The sequence below is a fragment of the Roseofilum capinflatum BLCC-M114 genome, from assembly GCF_030068505.1.
Lineage (GTDB): Bacteria > Cyanobacteriota > Cyanobacteriia > Cyanobacteriales > Desertifilaceae > Roseofilum > Roseofilum capinflatum.
On sequence record NZ_JAQOSO010000092.1, the window covers coordinates 91,725 to 117,773 of the forward strand.

At 47.2% G+C, this 26,049-nt stretch carries 20 protein-coding genes; 7 read left to right on the forward strand and 13 right to left on the reverse strand.

Translation table 11 applies throughout. The features are described 5' to 3' along the window. Positions 1–6 precede the first annotated feature (6 nt). Positions 7–1,122 (reverse strand): tetratricopeptide repeat protein, encoded by a 1,116-nt coding sequence (locus tag PMG25_RS17715; protein WP_283768220.1) that lies wholly within the window; start codon positions 1,120–1,122, stop codon positions 7–9. Positions 1,123–1,263: 141 nt separating this feature from the next. Then, positions 1,264–3,762 (reverse strand): methyltransferase domain-containing protein, encoded by a 2,499-nt coding sequence (locus PMG25_RS17720; RefSeq protein ID WP_283768221.1) that lies wholly within the window; start codon positions 3,760–3,762, stop codon positions 1,264–1,266. A 282-nt stretch (positions 3,763–4,044) separates the two neighbouring features. On the opposite strand from PMG25_RS17720, the gene PMG25_RS17725 reads away from it, so the two are divergent. Both PMG25_RS17725 and PMG25_RS17730 read left to right on the forward strand, forming a co-directional pair. Then, entirely contained in the window at positions 4,045–4,590 is a 546-nt protein-coding gene (locus PMG25_RS17725; protein ID WP_283768222.1) for a hypothetical protein, read from the forward strand. Positions 4,591–4,848: 258 nt separating this feature from the next. Further along, on the forward strand, positions 4,849–5,391 hold the full coding sequence (locus PMG25_RS17730; protein ID WP_283768223.1) for a hypothetical protein: 543 nt from the start codon (positions 4,849–4,851) through the stop codon (positions 5,389–5,391). A gap of 506 nt (positions 5,392–5,897) precedes the next feature. On the opposite strand, the gene PMG25_RS17735 is transcribed toward PMG25_RS17730, so the two are convergent. The 3 genes from PMG25_RS17735 to PMG25_RS17745 all read right to left on the reverse strand — a co-directional run bounded on the left by PMG25_RS17735 (position 5,898) and on the right by PMG25_RS17745 (position 9,561). Next, positions 5,898–6,962: an acyltransferase family protein gene (locus PMG25_RS17735; protein ID WP_283768224.1), complete on the reverse strand. Its 1,065-nt coding sequence runs from the start codon at positions 6,960–6,962 to the stop codon at positions 5,898–5,900. A 304-nt stretch (positions 6,963–7,266) separates the two neighbouring features. Then, a complete protein-coding gene (locus tag PMG25_RS17740) occupies positions 7,267–8,679 on the reverse strand; it encodes an ABC transporter ATP-binding protein (protein ID WP_283768225.1) in 1,413 nt (470 codons plus the stop codon). Between the two features lie 54 nt (positions 8,680–8,733). Continuing rightward, the gene (locus PMG25_RS17745; RefSeq protein WP_347178872.1) at positions 8,734–9,561 is read right to left on the reverse strand and encodes an ABC transporter permease; all 828 of its coding nucleotides are present in this window, start codon (positions 9,559–9,561) and stop codon (positions 8,734–8,736) included. A 230-nt stretch (positions 9,562–9,791) separates the two neighbouring features. Here PMG25_RS17745 and PMG25_RS17750 point away from each other — a divergent pair, with 230 nt between their 5' ends. Continuing rightward, positions 9,792–11,225, forward strand: a complete 1,434-nt coding sequence (locus tag PMG25_RS17750; RefSeq protein ID WP_283768227.1) for a circularly permuted type 2 ATP-grasp protein — start codon at positions 9,792–9,794, stop codon at positions 11,223–11,225. A gap of 133 nt (positions 11,226–11,358) precedes the next feature. Beyond that, a complete protein-coding gene (locus PMG25_RS17755) occupies positions 11,359–11,943 on the forward strand; it encodes a peptidoglycan-binding protein (protein WP_283768228.1) in 585 nt (194 codons plus the stop codon). 119 nt (positions 11,944–12,062) lie between these two features. Here the strand turns inward: PMG25_RS17755 and PMG25_RS17760 are convergent, their stop codons facing one another. Both PMG25_RS17760 and pta read right to left on the reverse strand, forming a co-directional pair. After that, positions 12,063–13,271 (reverse strand): acetate kinase, encoded by a 1,209-nt coding sequence (locus PMG25_RS17760; protein WP_283768229.1) that lies wholly within the window; start codon positions 13,269–13,271, stop codon positions 12,063–12,065. Next, positions 13,268–15,394, reverse strand: a complete 2,127-nt coding sequence (gene pta, locus PMG25_RS17765; RefSeq protein ID WP_283768230.1) for a phosphate acetyltransferase — start codon at positions 15,392–15,394, stop codon at positions 13,268–13,270. The genes PMG25_RS17760 and pta overlap by 4 nt, the downstream gene beginning before the upstream one ends. Before the next feature lie 504 nt (positions 15,395–15,898). Here pta and PMG25_RS17770 point away from each other — a divergent pair. From PMG25_RS17770 to PMG25_RS17780, 3 genes are all read left to right on the forward strand, one after another. Beyond that, the gene (locus PMG25_RS17770; RefSeq protein WP_283768231.1) at positions 15,899–18,307 is read left to right on the forward strand and encodes a phosphoketolase family protein; all 2,409 of its coding nucleotides are present in this window, start codon (positions 15,899–15,901) and stop codon (positions 18,305–18,307) included. A 251-nt stretch (positions 18,308–18,558) separates the two neighbouring features. Next, the gene (locus PMG25_RS17775; RefSeq protein ID WP_283768232.1) at positions 18,559–19,320 is read left to right on the forward strand and encodes a class I SAM-dependent methyltransferase; all 762 of its coding nucleotides are present in this window, start codon (positions 18,559–18,561) and stop codon (positions 19,318–19,320) included. A 19-nt stretch (positions 19,321–19,339) separates the two neighbouring features. Next, entirely contained in the window at positions 19,340–21,157 is a 1,818-nt protein-coding gene (locus tag PMG25_RS17780; protein WP_283768233.1) for an AAA family ATPase, read from the forward strand. Between the two features lie 159 nt (positions 21,158–21,316). On the opposite strand, the gene PMG25_RS17785 is transcribed toward PMG25_RS17780, so the two are convergent. From PMG25_RS17785 to PMG25_RS17810, 6 genes are all read right to left on the reverse strand, one after another. Beyond that, complete coding sequence (locus PMG25_RS17785; protein ID WP_283768234.1) at positions 21,317–22,012, reverse strand: uracil-DNA glycosylase; 696 nt, start codon at positions 22,010–22,012, stop codon at positions 21,317–21,319. A 161-nt stretch (positions 22,013–22,173) separates the two neighbouring features. Further along, positions 22,174–23,100 (reverse strand): ornithine carbamoyltransferase, encoded by a 927-nt coding sequence (gene argF, locus PMG25_RS17790; RefSeq protein WP_347178873.1) that lies wholly within the window; start codon positions 23,098–23,100, stop codon positions 22,174–22,176. Positions 23,101–23,230: 130 nt separating this feature from the next. Then, a complete protein-coding gene (locus PMG25_RS17795) occupies positions 23,231–23,977 on the reverse strand; it encodes a DUF3153 domain-containing protein (protein ID WP_283768236.1) in 747 nt (248 codons plus the stop codon). 45 nt (positions 23,978–24,022) lie between these two features. After that, positions 24,023–24,535 (reverse strand): outer membrane protein assembly factor BamD, encoded by a 513-nt coding sequence (locus PMG25_RS17800; protein ID WP_283768237.1) that lies wholly within the window; start codon positions 24,533–24,535, stop codon positions 24,023–24,025. A gap of 9 nt (positions 24,536–24,544) precedes the next feature. Beyond that, positions 24,545–25,420 (reverse strand): acetylglutamate kinase, encoded by an 876-nt coding sequence (argB, locus tag PMG25_RS17805; protein ID WP_283768238.1) that lies wholly within the window; start codon positions 25,418–25,420, stop codon positions 24,545–24,547. Positions 25,421–25,480: 60 nt separating this feature from the next. Beyond that, positions 25,481–26,029 carry a shikimate kinase gene (locus PMG25_RS17810; RefSeq protein ID WP_283768239.1) on the reverse strand — a complete coding sequence of 183 codons (549 nt, stop codon included), beginning with the start codon at positions 26,027–26,029 and terminating at the stop codon, positions 25,481–25,483. Positions 26,030–26,049: the final 20 nt, after the last annotated feature.

Consider the following 26,049-nt stretch of genomic DNA (forward strand, 5'->3'; position numbering starts at 1 on the left):
GAGTCACTATGGATTGTTCAGGGTGTCAATCAGATCGGAAAAATAATCGGTTTTCAGGTTAAGGTGTTGGGCAAATTTCAGCCCTTGTTCGAGAGCAGCTAGGGCTTGATCTCGCTGATTTAGGGTACGATGGATCTGGGCAATTTGGTCATAGGTATTCATCATGCCATAGGCATCATAGGCCTGAGCTTGAGTGCCTAGAAGAGACTGATAAACGGCTAGAGCTTGGGGAAATTGCTGGTATTTTTCATACAGTTGAGCAAGCTGTTGTAGGGCTTGGGCAGCATAGGCGAGTTGTTGCTGCTCAAAGGCAATCAGGTAAGCTTGTTCATAGAGTTGGGCACTGGTTTTGAGGTTTCCTAGGGTTTCGTAGTGTTGAGCGATCGCCAGTTGTTCCTTGGGAATTGCATTAACTTGCCCTAATTGATTATAGAGGTGAATCAGATTCAGTCGAGTTTCGATCGCTCCTTCCCACTGTTGCATCTGCTCATAACTATAAGCCAACTGCTGGTAGGCCTCAATTTGAGTCACCACATCCTCCTGCTGTTGGGCAAACTTCAAAACCGCTTCATAACCGGAAATGGCTTGGGGATAATCAAACCAGTTGAGCTGAGTTTGGGCAATTTGCCCTAGAAGCGCTCCTTCTTCCTCTTCATCGGAGTCCCGAATCGCCAGATCCAACAGTTTTTGATAGACTGCTATAGCAGATTGAGGCGATCGCACCACTTGATACGCTCTCCCCAATTCCTGTAAGGTTTGCGTCTCTCCCTCCTCAACCTCTCCTTGAATCTGATCTAGCCGGGTAATAATTTGTCGAATCATCGCCGACTCCCCTTCTGACCAAGCAATTTCTCCCACTCTCGACAAAGCTTGAATTTCCTCAATTTTTCCTAACTCTTGGCGTAACTCTAATTCCCGTTGCCAAAGTTGAAAAGCTTCCGGTTTATTTCCCTGATTCAGTAACTCTAGGGCTTGTTGATGGAATGAGTCTAACTCTTCAGAGTTTACAGAATCGGCTGCAACGGGCAACATCCATAATCCTCCCCAGAAAATGATCCAAGGAGCTAGATATAGGGCTATACCCTGGGGAGTCAGGAGTCGGGGGTTGGAATTGGCAGTCATATCATGTCCGGGTAATCTATTGAGCATCAATTTAAAGGAGTGCGAGCATCTTGCTCGCTAGAGGAAGGCAGCGAGCAAGATGCTCGCATTACTTGTTTAGACATGCTACCCTACGCACTCCTAAAACCTAAAACACTAAAATTACTCCTTAATCAAACCGAAACTTTTCTTCAGTTTTACCCACTTCATCCGCAAGCGCCAAGCTTTATTGGCTTTAATGGCTGCTAATTCCATGTTACGGTGATGCAGTTGACTATTTAAGTCCTGGAGTTGGGCATTGAGTTGAGCTTGAATGTCGGCTGAGAGCTGATGAGTCTGTTCGAGTTCAGCATTTGTATTAATCAATTGCTGGTTGATTTGTACAGCTTCTGTGTGGGATTGATTCAGTTCTTTTTGGGTTTGTTCCAGGTGATAATTGGCTTGTTCGAGTTGCGATCGCAGTTGATTGGCCATATGTTTGTAGCGTTCGGCTTCTTCCTGACTCTGAGCTAAGAGCGCTTTATTCTGCTGCATCTTCTTCTGAATCAGGGATTTGTGGTATTCTGACTCTTCATACTGCGATCGCATCCGTTGCAACTCTTGAGCTTGTCGATCGAGTTCCTTCTGTTTCAATTTCAGCAGTTTCTGATATTTTGAGGCACTTCCCACTTCCTGCCAACTACTAAAGGCCCAATCTTGGGGACTTAACGATTGAATTTTCTCCAATTCTGCCTCAAGATCGAGGTCAGCAGGCATGACGGAGGTTGAGCTTCCCCAAGAACCCGCTAAAATTTCCAACTCTTTATAGAGGGTAATCGCTTCTGGGAAAAAGGCCTGAATCAACGCCGGTTTATGGGTTTGGGAAACATCCCGTCGCAGCAATTCCGGTTCAATTACCGACGTATCTGGCGCTCCCAAAGAGATCTGCCATTTTTCCTCCATGGCTTGTATCCAGGCTGTCGGATCGTGGACAATAGCATCTAGATTAGCCAAGAAGCAGCGCTCTGGATAAGTGCGAGCAAATTCGAGCATATGGCGGTTGTAGTGTATCCACAGTTTTACCGCCTTTTCTGGATAAGCGGCCACTACTTCATCGGAACCGCGACGATAGAGGGAGTCTACCACTTCCCAGGGAGAGCGATAGACCAAGATAAAATAAGCTGAGGGCACTAACTCAGCCCAAAAGTTGAGAAATAGGGTTGTGCGAGGATCTTTCCATCCCCAGAGGGAGCGCTGGGTTTTCTCTTTAAGCAGCAGTTTGGCGCTTTGATGGTAGCGCGAGGCGACCATAATTTCTGATTCTAGGGTAAGTCCGTCGATTTCTAGACCTTGGGAGCGCAGGATATTTTGGTGGAATTCTACGAAGTCTAGATCTTCAAAATGACCGCGATCGTTTCCTATTGTAGTCGCGACCAGGCGATCGCCCAAATGAACCCCCAAATTATTCAGCAACGACGCAGTAAGAGACGTTCCAGAGCGATGCATCCCCCCCAGAATAAAAATACCGTCCGCCAACCCTTTACCCGATGAGTGTCCCGACTCTAAACTGGCCAATTTTTCCAGAGTTTGGCAAACCAGCATCCGTTCTAGAGTTCCCGTTTCCCCTATCGCTTTAATCATCACCACATCGGAGCGCTGCACCTGACTATGGTTGAGATGACACACCCAAGAGCCTTCTCCACGGGGAACACCCCGATGAATGATCCGATCATTCACCCACAATTCAATCGATTTCGCGGCGTTTCCTGGATTAAGACTCCAGACTTTCCCCTTAAATTCCCAATCTCCAGAAGAAGTCAGTTCCGTACTCTCCAGAGAGCCTTGGGGAGGATAGGTAAACGTAAAACTTGACCAGTCCGGGCTACTATTTTTACTAATAATATACAGATCTTGATGGTCGGCGAGTCCCTTGGGAATGCGGTGATAGGTGGCACTCGGCCCTAAAATTTGATTGAGGGCATGTTGAATAAATTCTTCACTGACATAGGTTGTACCATACACCGAGGGGTCTAGGGTACGACTTTCGCTTTGGGGGATAAAGTGAATTCCGGAAGCTGAGAGGGTGAAGGGGTTCGGCGCTAAGGTAATGTCATGGGTGCTAAAAATCAGTAATCCTCCCTCATTCAGATGCTGGTAGAGGGTTTTGAGCCAAGGGGTAAAGGTACTTTCGGGGATATGACTGAAGAAGGAACTGGCAAGAATACAGTCAAAGGTTTGGTTAATTTTATAGTCCGTGGGGGTGAGGGTGGAGGGAGTCCCCTGAACTTGGAATTGTTCGATCTGAAATTGTACGGCTTCTGGATAGATGTCCGAGATCCAAATTTGTTCGGGAGCGAGAACTTGAGTCAGGAAGCGGGTAAAGCGTCCATATCCTCCGGCAAAGTCGAGGAAGGTGGAGAGGTTATCCCAACTGCCGAAGTGATGGCTGATAATTTGTTGGATAGCTTGGAAGATGCGGAGTCCATTACCATGATAGCGGATAGCGGCTTGAGTCGGGTCGCCGTCTGTGTTCTCTAGAGCCATGAGAAACATCTCGTCATTGTCGGAGATGGTGCTGTTGAACGAGTCGCAGGAGGGAAGCATGGCTCCGAGAAACGATGTTAAGATGCGATCGCTCACTCCACCTTCAAGCTGTTGATTTTCTATCCTACTCACACTCATTCACACTCCTCTGGACTTCTATAGCACTAACCGTTATTGTATAACGCGATGCGCTGGTCATGGGAATGAGGAATTGGACATCTTCTCGATCTCTGAAAAATTCTAGCGATCACCCCGAAGTTGTTATCCAAATCTGGAGGCTCTATGTCAGGCTGTTATCCAGCAACTGTGAGATATCAACAATACTGGAGTTATACCGCAAGTGTTGGACAATACTCAGTTGAGATCGGTTATAATGGATTCGAGTTCTAACCCCATTTGTACCAAATTGAGGAGAGCATCATGCAGTCCATTACAAAAAACTCCCAGCTTATCAAAACTTTTTGTGTATCTTTATTGATCGCACTTGGACTCAATTCAGTACACACTGCTACAAAAGTATCCGCAAATGCTGAGACAGATGCAAGAGAAGTTATTGGAGTTGAACAATTTAACAACAAGTCTATTGGCCTGGCCAAGCATCAGAAACATCTGCAACTCATGCACGCACACCTCAAGCAAGAGTCTTCTGAAGAACCTTGCACGAAACCCTGTGCCAATCTCACAACTGATAAAACAACTTATACTCGCTTAGAGCCTATTGTGGTAAGCTTTTCTTACGAAAATATACCTTACGCTGAAAGATATAGAATTGCTTTAGTAGTGGCATCACGCAACACAAATTGCAGCAACGTCTGGCACACTGAGTGTTCTAATGCAAGTGAAGATGGAACAGTGACATTTAAGCCTCAAGAGCCCAGAGATTACGAGATTCGTGCCTATGTCTATCCAGGAAACGAATGGGTAATGATTGAAAAAATTAAAATTAAAGTAACGCCTGATTTGTAATTGGCGATCTACTTTGCACAATTAATATAAAGTGACTCAATCGCTTTTTTCTGAAGCAATATCGTTCCAGAAAAACTTTACTTAACTGTTGTGTTTGTACTCAATTAAGGTATAGCTCCTCAATTGCAATAACTCAAAACATTTGGTTCTGAGTTATTGCAATCAAGCAACAATAACCCTTTTCCTTTCTCATTCAAGGATTTGAAATCAGAAGGAAACTATCACACAAATAGCGGACGATAATCGACTGAGTTTATAATGACTATTAAACACAAAATCTGGGTTATTTCTAGTTTCTTGTCTCTCACCTTTGCTTCATCACCCATTGCTGTTTCTAGAGACCTAACCTCCATACAACCCATCAATACATTTGCACTGACCAAAGAGAACACTCAATGTTCTAACACTTTGGCTTCCGTTGAGCAGAAAATTAGTCAGAATCAAAATATTCCTATTACTTTTGATTGGGAAGATATGCCCGATCAAGTTTGGGGTGATGCTACACCTGCTGGCGCAGAGCAAATGCTGCACGTCACCATGGGTAGACCTATTCAGAGTAATACAGTGCCACAACATCATCCACGAACACTGGATGTAATGAATTCTTCAAAGTTCAGAAATGATTTAGCCACTGAAATTATTGATTCATGTCCTGGTGTTGGTTTGGTTATTTTTGGTCTTATGGCCACTGACTATAGTCGCTCTCATGGTGTAGTCAATAGTAAAGTTCAAGAATTTCAATGTTTTGAAACTAGCTCGCGAAGAGATCCTATCCCGTGGGGATTTGAAAGATGTTTGTAAACGCCGAATGTTTCCCTAGCTCTGTGCTGAACGAAACAACTTGGAGATCGCTTTGGCTCTCCCAAAAAATTAGGACTCGCCACTGACCTTTTCAGAGTGTGAGGTATTTACCTGGTGCGATCGCAGACATTTTGTTTGGGTATTGCTTACTATACTTCCATGAAAGACAGAAGCGCAATCGCACGGTATAACACTTACAGCACTTTTCGATGTTATGAGGTACACTAATCCTCTTCTGTCACTCTTGGAAATTCGTTAGAATTTCCGTTGTTACAGCCCGCGATCGCTAACGAAAGAATCAGGGTTTGAAGCCTCTTTTTTAGAAAGTTACAGAAGAGGGCTAATCAGAATTTTCCTTGAGAGTGCTTTCCCCTGAAAAGCCTGAAAAATGGGCACTATAACGTCAAAAATGGTTTTCCCATTACCCATTACCCATTACCGCGTGAAGCGCTGTAAGTCCAGTAGGGTGTGTTATTAACATACCCTACGCTACCCCCATATCTATCCTACTGACTGATTAATTTCTTAGGATGATACCAAGCAGTGATACCATAGCGGTCATAGAGTGTTAGCAGCACGTAGGATACTCCGACGATAAGGGGAATACCAAGGAAGACTAAGCTGGCAGTAATGATATGAACATTTTCCACTAGAAAGAGCGATCGCATCATTTTCTCTAGAGCAAACCAAATCGGACGGTGAAAGAGGAACATCCCATAGGCGCAATAGGCAATGGTATGAAAGCATCGGTTCAATTGAGAATTTTGACAAACCACATCAGAAAGGCGATAAATCAATAGCACGAAGGAGAACATCAACAGATTCAGCAAAATATAGTGGTGTTCAATTCCCAGGTTGTATTTCTTTTCCCACACCCAGCACAGGGGCAAGATCGCGCAAAAAACACCCATATTTAGGGATAAGGCTTTTCGCCAAACCGGACACTCAAACCAATTCTGTTTAGCCGCCCAAACTCCGAACAAGAAGGGTAAACTATAGCAAATTAGGCGCATATCGGTCAGGTTCAGATAGGTGGTACTCAAGAACAGGGTTAGGGCAAAGCTTCCTAAAATGACTGCTTTGTAGATGGCTGATATTTTATCAATGTTGAGCAGTGAAAATAAACTATAATAGACTGGGATCAATCCCACATACCATAAAGTGGGTAAGGGTGGATACCCGTCAGACGAAAAGATGAGTTGTAACCCCAAAACATGGATTAGGATTTTTCCCCAATCAAACATGCTATAGAGATAACAAAATAGGGCAAGAGACAGGTAATAGAGGGGGAAGAGTTTCAACAGCTTTTTGCATAAAAATTTCCCGGCTGTCTGAAGATCAGGAAAGGTTAATTGATGTCGGTTAATTAAGGTTCCGGAAAGAAAGACTAATAAGCCTAAGCTACATTGAAGGCTGATATGGTGTAACGCCGATAAATCAAGGGTTGTGCCGCAAATCTGGAAGTGATAGGATTGAAAGCAATAATCGGGTAGATTGTAGAGTAAGATCATGGAAATTCCTACGGATCTCATGAAATCTAACCGGGATGAGTGATCGACTATTCTGTGCATAGTTCTGGAGTTGATGAGAGTGAACTATCGTCATTTCAATTAAAGTAAAGTGATAACTGGCTACAAGATTTTGCCCTCTCCCTATATCCCTCTCCCACGGGAGAGGGACTTTTGCTCCCCTTCTCCCTTCGACTTCGCTCCCTTCGGCTACGCTCCCTTCGACTTCGCTCAGGGCAAGCAGGGCAAGCAGGACAGCGCCCTTCGACTTCGCTCCCTTCGGCTACGCTCAGGGCAAGCAGGACAGCGCCTGCGGGAGAAGGGGTTGGGGGATGAGGGTAACCATTTTTGTAGGGATTTTTAAAAATCAGCTCTTATCATCTAGAACTTCGAGTTTATAAGCTGGATTGTCTGTGTATTGGCTTTCAAAGGTTAGTTTAGGATCGATCTTGAAATCGACTGTGCCATTGCCACAAACGGCTTCATCGGGATTAACCCGAAACATGGCGGCATCGATACAACGGGCGAGATATATAAATTCTTCATCTACCATTCCGGAAACTCCGGCATTGAGGAAATAAACTCCGGGATGAAGGAAGCATTCAAAGGAAAATTGAACGGTAATCACTTGATTGGGTTCAAAGTGAGAGATTTTATGGAATGAGGGGCTGACAGAGGCTCCACCTAATTCTAACCCACTAATGGTTTTAATTAACATGCCAAAGCGCACGTTTTGAGCTATTTGGGAAAAGCGGACTTGGAAGGTGTAAATGTAGGGTTGTCGGCGAATCAGATGATTGACGAGTCTACCGGAGAGGGTTTCGATGTGAGGGTCGATAATTTCTGCGCCTCTTGTGGTATAGGAAAGGGTATGTTCGGGATTGAGATGGGGGTCATAGTAGTCTCCTAATGTGGGTATGGATGGGGAATTCTTGGACTCTTCAGGGGGGGAAGATTGGCCGTTGGTTTCTGCTTTTTGTGGAGTTTGAGGGGTTTGCTGTTGATGGACTTTTTTCAGTTGTTCGCGCAGGATGTGGCTTTTGTCTGAGGGAGCGTAGATGAGTTCTTGGTATTTGGAGACGACGAATTTTGGTTTATTGCTGAGGATAATTTCGCCTTTGTCCATGAGAATTGCCCGATCGCACAATTCGACAACAGAAGAAGCAGCATGAGATACAAATAACACTGTACCTCCGCGATCGCGAATATCCTGAATTCGAGCAAAACATTTGCGCTGAAAGGCTTCATCTCCCACGGATAGGGCTTCATCCACCACTAAAATATCCGGCTCCACACTCGTTGCCACCGCAAACGCCAAGCGCACGAACATGCCACTAGAATAAGTTTTAACCGGCTGTTCAATGAATTCACCGATATCAGCAAAGGCGACAATCGAATCAAATTTGGTTTTAATTTCGTCCTTCGTTAACCCCAACAACTGACCATTAAAAAAGACATTCTGTCGCCCGGTAAATTCAGGATTAAAGCCACTGCCCAATTCTAACAGCGCTGATAATCGTCCATTTACCTGCACCTCCCCAGTGGTTGGAGTCAGGGTAGAGGCAATAATTTGCAACAAGGTACTTTTTCCCGAACCATTGCGCCCGACAATGCCCAGGGTTTGCCCTTGGGGAATCTCCAAATCAATATCATGCAGCGCCCAAAACTCTTGACCGCGAATCTTTCCCGGTAACAATAGCTCCTTGAGGCGATCGCCCGGATGGGCATATCGCTTAAACGACTTAGAAACTCCTTTTAGTGAAATCGTTATTTCACCCATGAAAATACAATATCTTTAGCTTAGTGCGATCGTCAACCAACCCAACCCTCTCCCCTAGATTACATCAGCAAACGCAGGGCGCAGCCGTCGATAGACCCACAAACCCCCTGACAACAGTACCAGAGAAATGCCCAAAGCACTCATCCATTCTCCCCAATGTTGCATCTGCCCCACCAAAATCAAATCTCGGTAGGTTTCCGAAATGGCCGCCAAAGGATTGAGCCAAAATACCAACTGTCTCCACGGTTCCGGAATAATACTCACCGGATAGACAATCGGGGTCATGTAAAACCACAAATTGGTAATCACCGCTAAACTTTGGGGAATATCGCGCAAAAACACCGTTAACGCCGAGACCAAATAGCCCAAACCAGCCGTGAGCAACAATTGTGGCAACCAAGCCAAGGGCAATAATAACAGGGTCGGGTGCAGCGTCTGCGTGATAAAGCCGGTCAAGACAATCAGAGCAATTAACCCCATGGAACTTTCAATAAAGGCGCTCAAAACCGGCACAAGGGGCAACAACCCCAGGGGAAACACCACTTTCTTGACTAAATTCGGTTGACTAATGACCGCATTCGAGGACTGAAGCAACCCCGTCATAAACGCCGTCCAGGGCAGCAGTCCCGCAAATAACCATAACCCAAACGTGAGATTATTGGCCGCCATGCCCTGGAGATTGAGCTTCACCTTCAGCACAATCGAAAACACATAGGTGTAGATCAGCAACTGAGAGAGTTGATTGAGTAACGGCCACAAATTCCCTAAGACTGAACCCTGATAACGGGCTGCTAAATCCCGGTGAACTAAACTTTTGAGCAAGTTAGCCTGAAGCAACCATTGACGGTTTCCCAGAGATTTGGCGATCGCCTCTACTCCCATTTCTCCCTTATTGGCCCTCAACAAAATTCACGTCCTCTCTCACCACTAAAAATATGACTCAACTCAATACTCCACAGAGCATACCCCTCAAATTTTGACATTCTCCCCCATCAAGTGCAACTGTAGCTTTACTCAAAGTTTTGTAAAATCGTAGTCTTAGTTACAGCAATTTAGTCTATCTCTTCCCTATATCATAGAGTGTTCATCCCACTCGCATTTGATCCATTAGTGTGAACTTTGATTCTTATAATCCAGGGGACTTCTACGACGAACTCTTCGGGGCCGATGGTCATCCTCGCCCCGAATGTAAACCCCTAATTGACCTCTTTAACCATCTCTCCCGCGAACACCTACACCAACGCCAACAAGCCGCCCAGATTGGACTCTTCAAGCTGGGAGTAACCTTTAATGTCTATGGCGCAGAACAAGGAACTGAGCGGATTTTGCCCTTCGATCTCATTCCTCGTGTGGTCTTGTCTCAGGAGTGGAAAACCCTAGAGCAGGGACTCAAGCAACGAATTAAAGCCCTGAATTTATTTATTGCGGACATTTATGACCAGCAAAAGATTATCAAAGATAAGGTCATTCCCGAAGAATTAATTCACTCAGCCACCGGCTTTCTCAAACCCTGTATGGGCCTCAAACCCCCCAAAGGCATTTGGTGTCATATTACTGGAACCGACTTAGTACGCGATAAAGACGGCAAATGGTACGTTTTAGAAGACAATTTGCGCTGTCCTTCCGGTGTTTCCTATGTGCTAGAAAATCGCCGAGTGATGAAAAGCACTTTCCCTCAAGTATTCAGCTTCATGGATATTGAACCCGTCGATCGCTATCCCAGCCGTTTACTCGATAGCTTACTCAACCTAGCCCCTAGCCATGTCCCCGATCCAACCGTAGTCGTTTTAACGCCCGGAATCTATAATTCCGCTTATTTTGAACATTCATTTTTAGCCCAACAAATGGGCGTTGAGTTAGTCGAAGGCCGGGATTTAGTGATTACCGATGGCTACCTGCAAATGCGAACCACGAAAGGACTGCAACGGGTGGATGTGGTCTATCGTCGCATTGATGATAGCTTTATCGATCCCACCGTCTTTAATCCCGATTCTTTGTTGGGGATTCCCGGTTTAATGGAAGTCTATCAGTCTGGGCGAGTGGCTTTAGCCAATGCTCTAGGGACTGGGGTCGCTGATGATAAGGTAATTTATGCTTATGTGCCCCAGATGATTCGCTATTATTTGGGCGAAGAGCCAATTTTAGCCAATGTCCCGACCTATTTGTGTTGGGAACCTAAACAACAAGACTATGTATTAAACCATTTACCCGAATTAGTGGTTAAAGCAGCCGATGAGTCAGGAGGCTATGGTATGTTGGTTGGCCCGAATTCTACCTCTGCCCAACAGGAAGAGTTTGCCCAACGAATTAAGGCTAATCCTCGTAAATATATTGCCCAACCGACCCTGTGTTTGTCTAGGGTTCCCACCCTATTAGACGGTAATATTGAAGGCTGTCATGTGGATTTGCGCCCCTATATCCTCTACGGTGAAGACATTTCGGTAATGCCCGGAGGACTCACCAGGGTTGCTCTGAAGCGAGGGTCTCTAGTCGTCAATTCTTCCCAAGGGGGCGGGAGTAAAGATACCTGGGTTTTACGAGATTAGGCGCGTCGGCTAGGTGAGATGTCATTAACCTAACAATAAATTAATTTTCGTTAATTATTGCTAACCATCAGTTGCTGAAACTTGAAGAGATCTCCTATCCTGACAGTAACGAGTTTTTCATAACACAAAACCTATGATGGAATCACTTGCATTTACTTATGCTTCGCTCGCGTATGAAGATACAAATCCTGCTCCACAATTACGGTCTTTTGAAGTCATCAATTTCTCTTTGGCGAAAACTACCGTAGGAGTTTTGGCGTTAGGTGTGGCTCTCTCCATTGTCAGTGCGGCAGAAAATGCGATGGCCTACCTGAGTTACGGTTCTAGAGGCACTGATGTGGTTTATCTGCAAGATTTGCTCAAAAGTGCTGGTTATTTCCCTTCTAATGTGGCCTCAACCGGTTACTATGGCGACATTACCTATAGCGCAGTCGTAGATTATCAGTATGATATGGGTCTAGCTGTAGATGGACTGGCTGGATCTCAAACCTTTGCGTCTCTAGAAGCCGGTGGTGGTGACCCCAACATGGGTGGGGGTAGCCACATGGTGGTTGCTGGAAGTGGCTTAAATGTTCGTTCGGGAATGGGGACTTCCTTTCCGGTTGTTGGCGGACTCGGCTATGGACAACGGGTTTTTGTGGAATACTTTGACCATAGTGGTTGGGCAAAACTCGCCGGGGGTGGGTATGTGTCCGGTGACTATCTGGCCGCACTCTAATCTATAAATTGCTAAAATTCAGAATTTGACGAAACTAGCGATCCGGTTGCAAAGTGATGGGATCGCTAGTTTTTTTGCGATTGTATCAAGTCTCAAGTAACCATTACCAGGGCGTAGCGCTATAAACACTCCCAGGTTTGAGAGGCGATCGCCCAATCTTCTTCCGTATGAATCACATAAACACGCACGGCAGCATCTGCTGTGGCGATATCGGTATCCATAACAGAAGCTGCGTTCTTCTCTAGATCTAACGTTAAGCCCAAAAACTCAAAGCCTTCACAGGCTCTTTGGCGCACCGCCACTGAATTTTCGCCCACCCCGGCAGTAAATACCAGCACATCTAAACCGCCTAAACTAGCCAACATTTCACCCATGGCACTCCGCAGACGATGAATAAAGAGATCGAAGGCTAATTTTGCCCGTTCATTCTTCTCATCTATGGCGTGCAGAATTGTCCGCAGATCCGCCGACAGTCCAGAAACGCCTTTAAATCCCGATTCTTTGTTCAGCATCCGGTCGAGGCTATTGACATCAAAGCCATGATCGCGCATCAAATAGAAAATAATCGCCGGATCGATAGAACCACTGCGGGTTCCCATCATTAATCCTTCTAAAGGGGTAAATCCCATGGTGGTATTGATGCTAATGCCATCTTTGACCGCAGCTAAGGAGCAGCCATTGCCCAAATGACAGGTAATCATTTTCAATGACTCTAAAGGTTTTCCCATTAACTCAGCCGTGCGTAGGGCGCAATAGCGGTGACTGGTTCCATGGAAGCCATAGCGCCGTACCCCTTGCTCAAACCACTGATAGGGAATGGGGTATACCGCCGCTTCTTGGGGCATCTGGCTGTGAAAGGCGGTGTCAAATACCCCCACCTGGGGCACATGGGGTAAGACCTTTTCCACCGCTTCTATCCCCTGTAAATTGGCTGGATTGTGGGACGGTGCAAGGGGGATAAGTTGGGCAATGGTAGTTTTGACTTCTGGGGTGATGCGGGTGGCTTGGGAATATTCAGTTCCCCCATGCACCACCCGATGACCAACGGCATTAATCTCAGAGAGGCTCCCTAAAACTTGGGTTTCGCCACTGACTAGGGTTTGCAGGAGTTGAGAGATCGCTGCTTCTTTGGCATCGCTGGCTAAGTGGGTTTCCTGTTTCATCCCATTGGCTTTGACTTTCATTACCCCATAGTCGGCGGCTACAGTCCAGTCGATGGTGGCTTCCCAGAGGGGGTGGGGGGGATGGGCCGGCAAAGTCTCTCCGGCAATCTCGTATAAACAGCTTTTTTGGGAACTCGAACCCGCGTTTAAGACCAGGATTTTCATTGGCTTGGGTTTGGATGATTCAGGGGACAAATGGTTTGGGTTTGGATGGCGGTAATGGTGACTGTATTGATGATATCGGTAACCGTGCATCCGCGACTGAGGTCATTAACGGGTTTCCGCAAGCCTTGCAAAATGGGGCCAATGGCGATCGCTCCGGTTTCCCGTTGTACGGCTTTATAGGTGTTGTTTCCCGTATTTAAGTCGGGGAATACTAACACGCTTGCTTGTCCGGCTACTTCAGAATTGGGCATTTTCTGAGCGCCCACATCTGGATCGACGGCTGCATCATACTGGATGGGCCCTTCAATTTTCAAGTCCGGTCGTTTTTCTTGGGCTAAATGGGTGGCTTTTCTCACTTTTTCTACCTCTTCTCCTTTGCCCGATTCTCCAGAAGAATAGGAGAGGAGTGCCACTCTGGGTTCAATGCCAAATCGTTTGGCTGTGTCGGCAGAAGAGAGGGCAATTTCTGCCAATTGTTCGGCTGTGGGATTGGGATTGACGGCGCAATCTCCATAGACCAATACCCGGTCTTCTAAACACATTAAGAATACAGAAGAGACAATGGAACAGTCGGGTTGGGTTTTGATAATTTGCAGGGCTGGGCGGATGGTATGTTGGGTGGTGTGGACGGCTCCAGAGACCATGCCATCGGCATCTCCACTGTAGACCATGAGTGTGCCAAAGTAGGACACATCCATGATTAAGTCTTTGGCCATGTCGAAGCTGAGATTTTTATGCTTGCGGCATTCATAGAGGGTTTCGGCGTAGCGATCGAAGTTGGTGCTAATAGCGGGGTTGATAATTTGGACTTGGCTTAAATCTAGGCGGATATTATGTTTTTTCAGGGTTTGTTCAATGCTCGATAGGCTACCGAGAAGGGTGATATTGACTAAACCTTGGGATAAGAGGGCGGCAGTGGCATTTAAGATGCGGGGATCGTTACCTTCAGGAAGCACAATATGGCGTTTTTGGGCTTTGGCCTGTTGTACCAAGTTGTAGGTAAACATTTTGGGGGTCATGCCCTTGGTTTGTACGCCTTGGATGCGTTCTTCGAGTTCTTGTAAGTTGACGTAGCGATCGAAGGTTTCAATACCGAGATTAATCTTTTTGCGATCGCCGCAGGTGAGGGGAACATGCAAGTCATGAATGGCGGAAGCCGTGGTATAGGTATCGGTTTCTACCGAAAGAATGGGCGGTGCATCGGGTAAACCATCGAGCAGCTTGGCGATCGCTCGGTGGGGTTTGATGCCACAGGAGAGGACTAAACCGGCTAAATTGGGATAATTCACCGATTGATCGGCTTGGACTACCCCTAAGATCACATCCGCGCGATCGCCTGGAGTCACGGCTAAATTTCCTTCCTTGAACCGCTCGATCGCATGTTGCACTTGCATGGCAGCCACCACGTAGTTGGTGGCCAGGTTGTTCAGCCGTTTGTGTCCGTATAAGACTTGGGCATCGAGTTGTTCCACTACATCTCGCATTCGGGGACTACTGAGCCGGTGATCGTAGGGAATCACAGAAACTAAGCTCTCTGGCAAATCCAACTCTTTGACTAACATGGCTTTGAGGTTATCCACCTGATCTAGTTGGGCTAAATTCAGAATCACCCCCACCACATCACATTCCTTTTCTCGATACACATCTAGGGGCAGTTGTACGGAATTGATCGCTTCTTCCGGGGTGCGATCGCTCGCCTTACCCACAATTAACACCGGACAGCCCAAATTCTTGACAATTTCTACATTCAGATCGAACTCAAATGCCGCTTCTTGTCCCTTAAAATCCGACCCTTCACAGACCACAAAATCTACTTTTTTCTCTAATTCTTTGTAGCGCTCGATAATCCGATCCAGGAGATCATCTAAATGGTGATGACTGAGCAGTTCAGTTGCTTCATGCAGATACAAACCAAACGAATCCTCTGGGGATTGTTTCAGATTAAAATGGGTGAGAATCAGTTGAATATCATCATCGATCGCCCCAGAGTCAGGCTTGCGGATTATCGGGCGGAAAAACCCAATATTACTGGTTTTCCGGGATAAGCATTCAATTACCCCTAATGAAACTAGGGCTTTTCCACTGGCGACTTCTGTGGTGCTAATATATAAAGAATTGGCCATGATTTTTGAACCTTAACCATTAATTAACATTGAGGATTAGTTGGAGTTCACTTCCAGGAATTGACAATCCAAAGATTCTTCGATCCATCTCCAAACCCCTAACTCAGCCAGTTGAACCCAAAGGCTTATTGTGTCGATCTTTTTTCCTCTGATAACCATCGGTGCGTCTTCCCCCTAAATTAGCCTTCCTGTTTTCCATCACTGAGGAAATATCCAATCTCACTCATCATCGAGGTTCAGAATTGACCCAGTGATTGGTCATACCTCTGTTTAACTTTAGCAAACTCTTCTAGGATTTAATATTAATATGACATTAAATTCCTTTTAAGATTTTCATCCGGGCAATCAATCAAAAGAAAAGCTTAAGAAATCTTCCCTTTGCTGTTTTGACAATCCCGCCCTTGGGCGAGTTTAATAGGCTAGGAGTGAGAGAGAATGTCCTCCCACTCAACCCAGAACAGTCAAACTGGTCAATCTCTTTGTTGTTTTATATAGGGAGCATATATGGTAACCGTACCCGAAAAACTCAATATCAACGAAACTCCCCTATCCCCCGATGAACTCGACAAAATTCATGCCTACTGGCGGGCCTGTAACTATCTGGCTGTGGGGATGATTTATCTGCGAGAGAACCCCTTACTGAAAGAATCTCTAAGATCTGAACAGATAAAATATCGTCTCCTCGGTCACTGGGGAGCCTCTCCAGCTCTGAGTTTCAGTTATATTCACCTTAACCGACTGATTAACAAATACGATCTTAACGCCATTTACCTAGCCGGCCCCGGCCATGGCGCTCCCGGAGTCCTCGGCCCCGTTTACCTAGAAGGAACCTACTCCGAAGTCTATCCCGACAAAAGCGAAGACGAAGAAGGGATGCAAAAATTCTTCAAGCAATTCTCCTTCCCCGGTCACATTGGTAGCCACTGCACCCCAGAAACCCCCGGCTCCATCCATGAAGGGGGAGAACTCGGTTATAGTCTTGCCCATGCCTACGGAACCGTTTACGACAACCCCGATCTAATCTCTGCCGTGGTGGTTGGAGATGGAGAAGCGGAAACCGGCCCCTTGGCCACCGCTTGGCACTCCAACAAATTCCTCAACCCCGTCCGGGATGGGGCGGTACTGCCCATTCTGAACCTAAACGGATATAAAATTGCCAACCCCACGGTGCTATCTCGCATTAGTGCAGAGGAACTCGAAAGCCTGTTTATCGGTTATGGCTATACCCCCTATGTGGTGGAAGGGGAAGATCCTGCCATCATGCACCAAAAGATGGCGGGAACGATGGAAGCTTGTATTAACCAAATTCGGGCAATCCAAGAAGAAGCGCGTCGCACGGGAGAAGCCAAACGCCCCCGGTGGCCGATGATTATTCTGCGGACTCCCAAGGGCTGGACGGGGCCAAAAATGGTGGATGGTCACAAAGTGGAAGGCTTTTGGCGAGCGCACCAAGTGCCCATGGGGGGAATGCACAGTAACCCGGAGCATGTGCGCTTGTTGGAAGAGTGGATGAAGAGTTATAAACCGGAAGAACTCTTTGACGAAAAGGGTAAACTGATTCCGGAATTAAAAGAACTGGCTCCCAAAGGCGATCGCCGCATGAGCGCTAACCCCAACGCCAACGGGGGTATCCTCCGGAAAGACCTGAAAATGCCCGACTTCCGCAACTTTGCTGTCGAAATTCCCAAACCTGGCACGGTGGAAGTCGAAAACACCAAATATTTAGGTTACCTCCTGCGGGAAGTCATGCGCGAAAACCCCACCCGTTTTCGTCTCTTCGGCCCCGATGAAACTGCTTCTAACCGGCTCCATCCCGTCTATGAAGTCAGTAAAAAAGCCTGGATGGCCGACTTCCTGGAAGAAGACCTCGATGGTAGCCAACTCTCCCCCGACGGTCGGGTGATGGAAATCCTCAGCGAGCATACCCTACAAGGCTGGCTAGAAGGCTATCTTTTAACCGGTCGTCATGGGCTTTTCCATACCTATGAAGCCTTCGCCCATGTGGTAGACTCCATGTTTAACCAACATGCTAAATGGTTAGACATCTGTAAAAATGAAGTCCCCTGGCGGGCCCCCGTATCTTCGTTAAATATCCTGCTGTCTTCTCTAGTTTGGCGGCAAGACCACAATGGTTTTAGCCACCAAGATCCCGGCTTTGTAGACTTGGTGACCAATAAGAGTCCGGATGTGGTTCGCGTCTACTTCCCGCCTGATGCTAACTGCTTGCTTTCGGTGGGTGACCACTGTTTACGCAGCACCGACTATGTAAACGTGATCATCTCCGACAAACAGATGCACCTGCAATATTTAAACATGGAGGATGCGATTAAACATTGCACCAAAGGGATTGGTATTTGGGAATGGGCCAGTAATGACGACTGTGGCAAAGACCCAGATATGCCGGATGTAATTATGGCTTGCTGTGGTGATATTCCTACGATGGAATCCTTGGCGGCAACTGCGATTTTGCGCGATGAATTCCCCGAACTCAAAGTACGGTTTGTTAATGTGGTCGATTTGTTTAAGCTGATGTCTGAGGGAGAGCATCCCCATGGTTTGAGCGATCGCGATTTTAACAGCCTGTTCACGGTCGATAAACCCATCATGTTTAACTTCCATGGCTATCCCTGGTTAATCCATAAACTGGTTTATCGCCGCGCCAACCAAGAGCGCATTCACGTTCGTGGCTACAAGGAAAAAGGCAACATTAACACCCCTCTGGAATTAGCGATTAACAACCAAGTGGATCGGTTTAATTTGGTGATTGATGTGATTGACCGCGTGCCTAAACTTGGCTCTGCGGCTGCCTACGTCAAAGAGCGGATGAAAAACGCCATTATCGAACATCTCCAATATGCCCGCGAACAAGGCATCGATAAGGAGGAGATCGTCAACTGGAAATGGCCCTATTAATGGCCTAACCCAGTAGGGGCAGGTTCACCCAAATTTAGGGGAACAAGAATCGATTCCCAAAACCTGCCCCCACCGCGATTATATTCTCCTCCATGATGACCCATTACCTAGCCTAAAGCGCTATAGTGCCGTGACAACCCTAAAATGGTGGGTTACGGCGGATTGATAGATTGCTGTCAGAGTCTAGGTTTTAGCCGCCTAACCCACCCTACGCTAATGCACATTTTTAGCTGTGTCACGGCCATAGGTTTATGACTCAAACTTGGAATAGCGAACTGTACGAGAGTAAACATCACTATGTTTCTCAACTGGCAGCCGACTTAGTAACCCAACTTGCGCCCAAACCGGGAGAATCAATCCTCGATTTGGGGTGTGGAACCGGTCATTTAACTGCTAAAATTGCTGAATCTGGAGCTACGGTGATTGGCTGCGATCGTTCCGAGTCCATGATTGCCCAAGCTCAGGCCAACTATCCCCAGATTCAGTTTCAACTCAAAAATGGGGAAGAGTTATCGGAAATTAACTGTTTTGATGCCATTTTTTCTAATGCGGCGCTCCATTGGATGACCGATGCCCAAGCCGTCGTTCAAGGCATAGCAAACGCCCTTAAACCGGGCGGACGTTTGGTTGCTGAATTGGGCGGGAAAGGTAATGTGAAAACGATAGTTACTGCTGTTGAAGAAATTCTGGTGGCTAGAGGGTATGATGTCCCCAAAACCGTTTGGTATTTTCCGAGTATTGCTGAATATGCCTCTTTGTTAGAAAATCATGGCTTAGAAGTCAGATTTGCCCAACTGTGCGATCGCCCAACCGCATTGGAGGGAGAAGAGGGGTTACGCCATTGGATCGAAATGTTTGCCTCTCACTTCCTGTCCCCAGTCCCCCTGGAGGAACGAGACTCAATTTTGCGCCAGATTGAAAGGAGTTTGCGTCCCCATCTTTATCACGACTCTACCTGGTTTGCTGACTATCGCCGCCTGCGAGTAGAATCAAGGAAGATGAGACGGCATTAAACCTTATCCCTAATTGATGATGAACGATTTATTTAAAGGATTTGAAGAGTTATTAGAACTGGCTAAACGGATAGAAGAAAAAGCGGAAAAAGGGGAAGTAAAAACCGATATCCAATTTCGCTCCTTGAGCAATATTCCCCAGGGTGGCAGTATTCCCAAAGGTCGCCCTAGTCAAGCATCCCCAGAGGTGATTGTTACGCCACCACCATCGGCAGGTGAGGGGGATTCAACGCCTTCTAATTCTGGCAACTTATCTTTAAACCAAATTGGCGGTTTAGAAGAGGTGAAACAGGAATTGCGAGAGCTGGTGGAACTGCCCCTAAAACGTCCTGAATTACTGGCGCAATTGGGTCTAGAACCGACGCGAGGCGTGCTGTTAGTGGGGCCCCCTGGTACGGGGAAAACTCTCACTGCTCGCTGTCTGGCTGCCGAATTAGGGGTGAATTATATCGCCATTACGGGGCCGGAAATTATGGGTAAATATTATGGGGAATCGGAAGGGAAATTAAGAGCTTTATTTGAGAAGGCGGCTCGGAATGCGCCTTGTTTAATTTTTATTGATGAAATTGATAGTTTAGCGCCCGATCGCTCCCAAGTGGAAGGAGAAGTGGAAAAGCGCGTGGTCGGTCAACTCTTGGGGTTGATGGATGGTTTTGCGGTGAGTGATTCGGTGGTCGTTTTAGCGGCAACCAATTTGCCTAACCGCCTCGATCCGGCCTTGCGACGACCGGGACGGTTCGATCGCGAAATTGTCTTTCGAGTCCCCCGAAGTGAGGAGCGGGTCAAGATTCTCCAGATTCTTAGCCAAGGGATGCCCTTAGAATCTAGCGTAGATTTAGAGGCGATCGCCGCCCGCTCTGTCGGCTTTGTCGGTGCAGACTTAAAAGCCCTCTGTCAAAAAGCAGCCCATCAAGCTCTACGTCGCCAAGTGCCCACCCCAGACACCCAACCCACCGCCCCCTTAACCATTAATAGCGATGATTTTGACCAAGCCTTAAGCGCCATTAAACCCGCCGTATTGCGCTCTGTAGAAGTGGAGTCTCCCCAAGTCGCTTGGCAGGATATTGGCGGCTTAGACGAGATTAAACAGCTCTTGCAAGAGTCTGTTGAAGGGCAACTGCTCTATCCGGAACTGTATCAAAAAACGCAAGCCAAAGCGCCCAAAGGCATCTTACTGATGGGAGAACCCGGAACCGGTAAAACCCTGCTGGCTAAGGCGATCGCCTCCCAAGCCCAAGCCAACTTTATCGCCATTTCCGGGCCAGAGCTACTCAGTCGCTGGGTGGGAGCCTCAGAACAGGCCGTGCGCGAACTGTTTGCCAAAGCCAGACAAGCAGCTCCCTGCGTCATTTTCATCGATGAAATTGATACCCTAGCGCCCGCCAGAGGTCAGTATAGCGGCGATTCTGGAGTCGGCGATCGCGTTGTGGGGCAACTGCTGACGGAAATTGACGGCTTATCGGCCACCAAAAACCTGATTCTAATTGCGGCTACAAACCGTCCAGAGGCGATCGATCCCGCGCTCCTGCGTTCCGGCCGTCTCGACCTGCAACTGAAAATCGACCTCCCCGACACCCCCAGTCGTCTCGCCATCCTCCAAGTCCACAACCAAGACCGGCCCCTGTCCAGTGTTGACCTCTCCCACTACGCCCAACTGACCCAAGAATGGAGCGGCGCAGATCTGGCCCTTCTAAGTAACCAAGCAGCCTTGCAAGCCATCCGCCGTTTCCGCACCCTCAACCAACCCGTAAGCGAACTCTATATTACCCGCGACGACTTCCAGCAAGCCTACACTGAACTGAAAACGCTGCGGGGATTTGCGCTACCCCAGTCATGAGTCATATCATGTCCGCTAAATCAGCTATAACAAGTCATTGCGAATGGAACGGAGTGAAATGAAGCAATCTCGATCATCTTGCAAATTGTAGTGATTGCTTCCCTGTGGTCGCAATGACATCTATTTAACTCGACATGATATCATGAATTCTTTGGAGGCTCAAACCCTCTCTATCTCATCCAACTTGCGCTTAACTTCTTGAATATCCTGCCACATCAACCACTTCGGTTTTCCCGGTTCGCGGGAGGGATTTCGTAGTAAATAAGCGGGGTGAAAAATGGGCATACAAAACCGTTCTTGCCAGTCAAACCACTGACCGCGAATTTTGCTAATTCCTCGTTTCTCTCCGAGGATACCCTGAACGGCGGTTGCACCAGTTAATAAAATGATTTTGGGATTGACTAGGCGGATTTGTTCTAGTAAATAAGGCTTACAAGCGTCCATTTCTGGTGCGGTGGGTTTACGATTTCCTGGAGGACGACATTTATTCACATTGCAAATATAAATATCGCGTTGACTATCTAAGTTTACTGAAGCCAAAATTTTGTCTAATAACTGACCCGATTTCCCCACAAAGGGTAAACCTTGCTCATCTTCATTTTGGCCCGGAGCTTCTCCGACAATCATTAAAGGTGCTTGAGGATTTCCCCTGTGAATAACAGCATGGGTGCGGTTTTGTCCTAATTCGCAACGCTGACACTGTTGGCAATGCTGTGTGAGTGCATCTAGGGTTGGATAGGTTCCTGGGGGAATGGGAATTTTGGCATCTTTGGGAATCTGTTCTGAGGAGGAAAACTCAGAACTACTGGCAATACTTGAGTTATCAAATAAATTCAATTGTTCTGGATTAGACATTTCAATTAACAATTAACAATACTAAAATGAGGCAATAAAGGAGTGCGAGCATCTTGCTCGCTGTTGTGTGCCCTAGCGAGCAAGATGCTCGCATTCCTAAAGCACCAAATTAGCACGGTCACGGCACTACTGGACTGTTTCAGGATGAGGGCAAGATTCGGCTATTCATCGTTACCTAGGATGCTGGCTAGGAGGGCTTTTTGGGCGTGCATACGATTTTCGGCTTGATCCCATAATCGAGATTGGGAACATTCCATTACTTCATCGGTAATTTCTTCACCGCGATGGGCGGGTAAACAGTGGAGTACAATGGCTTCGGGATCGGCTAGTTTTAAGAGTTCTGAATTAACCTGATAGGGTTTGAAGAGGGGAATGCGTTCTCTGGCTTCTTTTTCTTGTCCCATACTTGCCCAAACGTCGGTATATAAAGCATGGCATCCTTGGGCGGCTTCTTGGGCATTGTGGGTAATGATGACTTCGGTTTTGTCACCGGCAAATTCTTTGGCTTGGGCGACAATTTTTGGGTTGGGTTCATATTCGGCATTGGGGACAGCAATGCGGATATTCATGCCCATCATGGCGCAACCGAGTAAGAGGGAGTTGGCGACATTATTGCCATCACCAAAATAGGATAGGGTTTTGCCTTCGCAACTGCCAAAACATTCTTGAATGGTGAGTAAGTCGGCGAAGATTTGGCAGGGGTGTTCTAAGTCGGTGAGGGCATTAATGATGGGAATTCCCGCATCTTTGGCATAGTCTTCTAGTTCTTTTTGTTCAAAGGTGCGAATGGCGAGAATATCTAAATACCGGCCCAAAACTCTGGCGGTATCGGCGACGGGTTCGCCGCGACTGACTTGGGTGACGCTGGGATTCATGTCAATGACTTGACCGCCGAGTTGATACATGGCGACGCTAAAGCTGACGCGGGTACGGGTTGAGGCTTTGCTAAATAAGAGTCCGAGAATTTTACGACAAGTCCAATTGAGTTCTCCGGATTTGAGTTTTGCGGCAAAGGTTAATAGCTCGTGTAGTTCGGCAACGGTTAAGTCAGCAACGCTTAATAGGTTTCTTTCTTTTAATGCTTCCATAGAGATCTCCAGAAAAAGATAAGTATACAGGGAATGGGGAATAGGGAATGGGGAATAGGGAATGGGGAATGGGGAATAGGGAATAGACAAGAGGCTATCCTTTCTATCTCCCCATCTCCCCATCTCCCCATTACCCCTTCTGAGGAAACCAATCTTTTAGGGTCATGCCGCCAAAAATGGCGGCTAGGATGATTAATGCTCCAATCCCGATGGGACTGGGAACCCAAAAAATGACTTCTAGGTGATTGATTTCTCCAGCTTCAAGTGTCCAAACTAATTGATGATTTTCGGGGTCTGGGACGGGGGTGAGGCTGTTTTCTGCTTGGGTGATGGGTTGAGCGTCCCAGGGGGTGGTGAGGGCAAATTGGAGATTGAAGAGGGAGCCGGGACTGACGAGAACGTTGCCTTCTGAGGATAGAACGGCGAGCGATCGCAGGTCTACTTCCATTTCTAGGTGGTTGCGAATGGCGACCCAAAAGTTATTTTGGGCAAGGTTGAGTTCGGAGGTGAGTTGGGGTAGGGTTTCGTCTTCTGGCGGGGTTTGAGGATTGGCGGGGTTAAAAAACTCGTTGAATTTTGAGGCTAGGTCTGCACCATTATAAAAGGGAATGGTGACGAGCAGTTCCCGCTCGGAAATGCGTTGGGTTTTGCCTCGCAATTTCCGGGTGCGCTCTTGCAAACTTTCTAACCATTGTTCGGCGACGACTTGGCTAAAATCGTGCAGGCGATCGGAGATTTGTACCCGTTGCACCATTTCTCCGTAGGTTTGGCTTTGAAAGTTTACGCCTACATCATACTTGACGCATCCGGTTAGGGCGATCGCCACGATTAAATATAAGGGCCATAAAATCCGAGCCATCGATCGATATTTTCCCATGATTTGCTCTATCTTTCTTGTGTTGGCACTGTTCCCATTATCCCTCTATCCTAAGCTAATCCACCCGCCAATGATTAGGGCGATCGCCCCTAAAGCCACCCAAAGAAAGCGATTATCTTCTGTCTCTACGGAAGAGAGATCCACCGGTTCTGATTCCTCTTGGGATTTTGGAGGTTTAACCTGAGTGGTTCCGGTTCCGCGACGATAAAGGCGATCGCTCTCATCCATGGTGGATAGATCGGGAATGGTGGTATTCCATTCTGAACGACGATTTAATTGGGGAGCTTTGAGAATCTCCAATAAGCGTCGCGCTTGTTTGCGGGTGTGCCAATCGGGATGATGTTCTAGGGTCTCACATAAGGATAAGGCTTCGGTGCTATTTCCGGCTGCTTCATAGGCGGTGACTAACCAAATCTGCACTTCCCCTCCTAGGGGGGAAGATTTGGCGACTTGGCTTTTGGCGGTTTCTAAAGCGGCGATCGCCTCCCGATATTCCCCGCGCTCGAAGGCTATCCGTCCCGTCTGATAGGCTTGTTGGGCATTCTCTAACGGTTCCATTGTTCCTCCCTAAGCCACAATCATCGAACCAATTCCAGTGTCTGTTAGCACTTCTAACAGCAGGGAGTGGGGCACTCGGCCATCGATAATATGGGTGGCTTTCACTCCTTGAGCCAAACTGCGGACACAGCATTGGACTTTGGGAATCATGCCTCCGGCTACAATTCCAACTTCAATCAGGCGACGAGCTTCTTGGATATCGAGGCGATCGATCAGGGTGGAGGGATCTTTATAGTCTCTCAAAATTCCTGATGTATCGGTTAACAAGATCAGTTTTTCTGCGGATAAGGAGGCGGCTAACTCTCCTGCTACGGTATCGGCATTAATGTTATAAGCTTGCCCTTGGGAATCAGAGGCTACACTAGAGATTACGGGAATATAACCATTTTCCAGTAAGGGCTGTAATACTTTGGTGTTGATGCTGCTTACTTCTCCTACAAATCCGATTCCTTCTTGGCCTTGGGGACGAGCCGTAATTAAGTTACCATCTTTACCACAGAGGCCGATCGCCTGACCTCCAGCTTGGCTAATTAAGGAGACAATTTCCTTGTTTACCCGACCGACTAAGACCATTTCGACCACATCCATGGTTGGTGCATCGGTCACCCGCAGGCCATTTTTAAATTGGGCTTCGATGCCTAATTTGCCTAACCAGGTATTGATTTCTGGCCCTCCTCCATGAACTAGCACCGGACGCACTCCAACACAGGAGAGAAAGACGATATCGCGCATGACTTGATCTTTGAGGGTGCTATCTTTCATGGCTGCTCCCCCGTATTTGATGACGACTGTGCGGCCGGCAAATTTCTGGATATAGGGAAGAGCTTCACTTAAGACGCGAACGCGGGTATTTTCGTCGAGATGGTCAGTTGCTGCTGTAGACATGAATGGATTCCTTGATCTAACAAAGGTCTGATTGTGGATGAGAGCCGAGTGGCTCAACTGTTAATTGTGAACAGAATTGGCTTTTAAGATCCGAGGGAGTTCCGCGAACACCCTATTGGTGACTTGTTCGGGGGACTCAGCTCCGGTTAGGCTTAGATGTAAGTCAGCTTGGGCATAGAGATCTTGACGGCGATCGCACAAGGTTTGTAAGGTTTCTAGGGGATTGGCTGTTTTTAAGAGGGGGCGAGTTTGATCGGTTTTTAGGCGATCGTAGAGAACTTCTGGGGGAACATCAAGCCACAGGACTATCCCATGGCGCAGATAGCCCCAATTTTCGGGTTTCAGCACCATACCGCCCCCCGTAGAAATTACGGAGCGCAATTGAGCGGATAATTGGGCGAGTACCTGGGTTTCTAGTTGCCGAAAGCCTTCTTCTCCCTGAGTGGCAAATAGTTGGGGGATATCTGTACCGGCAACTCGCTCAATCAACGTATCGGTGTCAAAAAAACGATAATTGAGCTGTTTGGCTAACTCCTGACCGACTGTGGTTTTACCTGCCCCCATCATACCAACGAGGAAAAGGCTACAGTTTTTCAGGGCGTTGTTCATGGGTCAAGGGTAGAAGAATG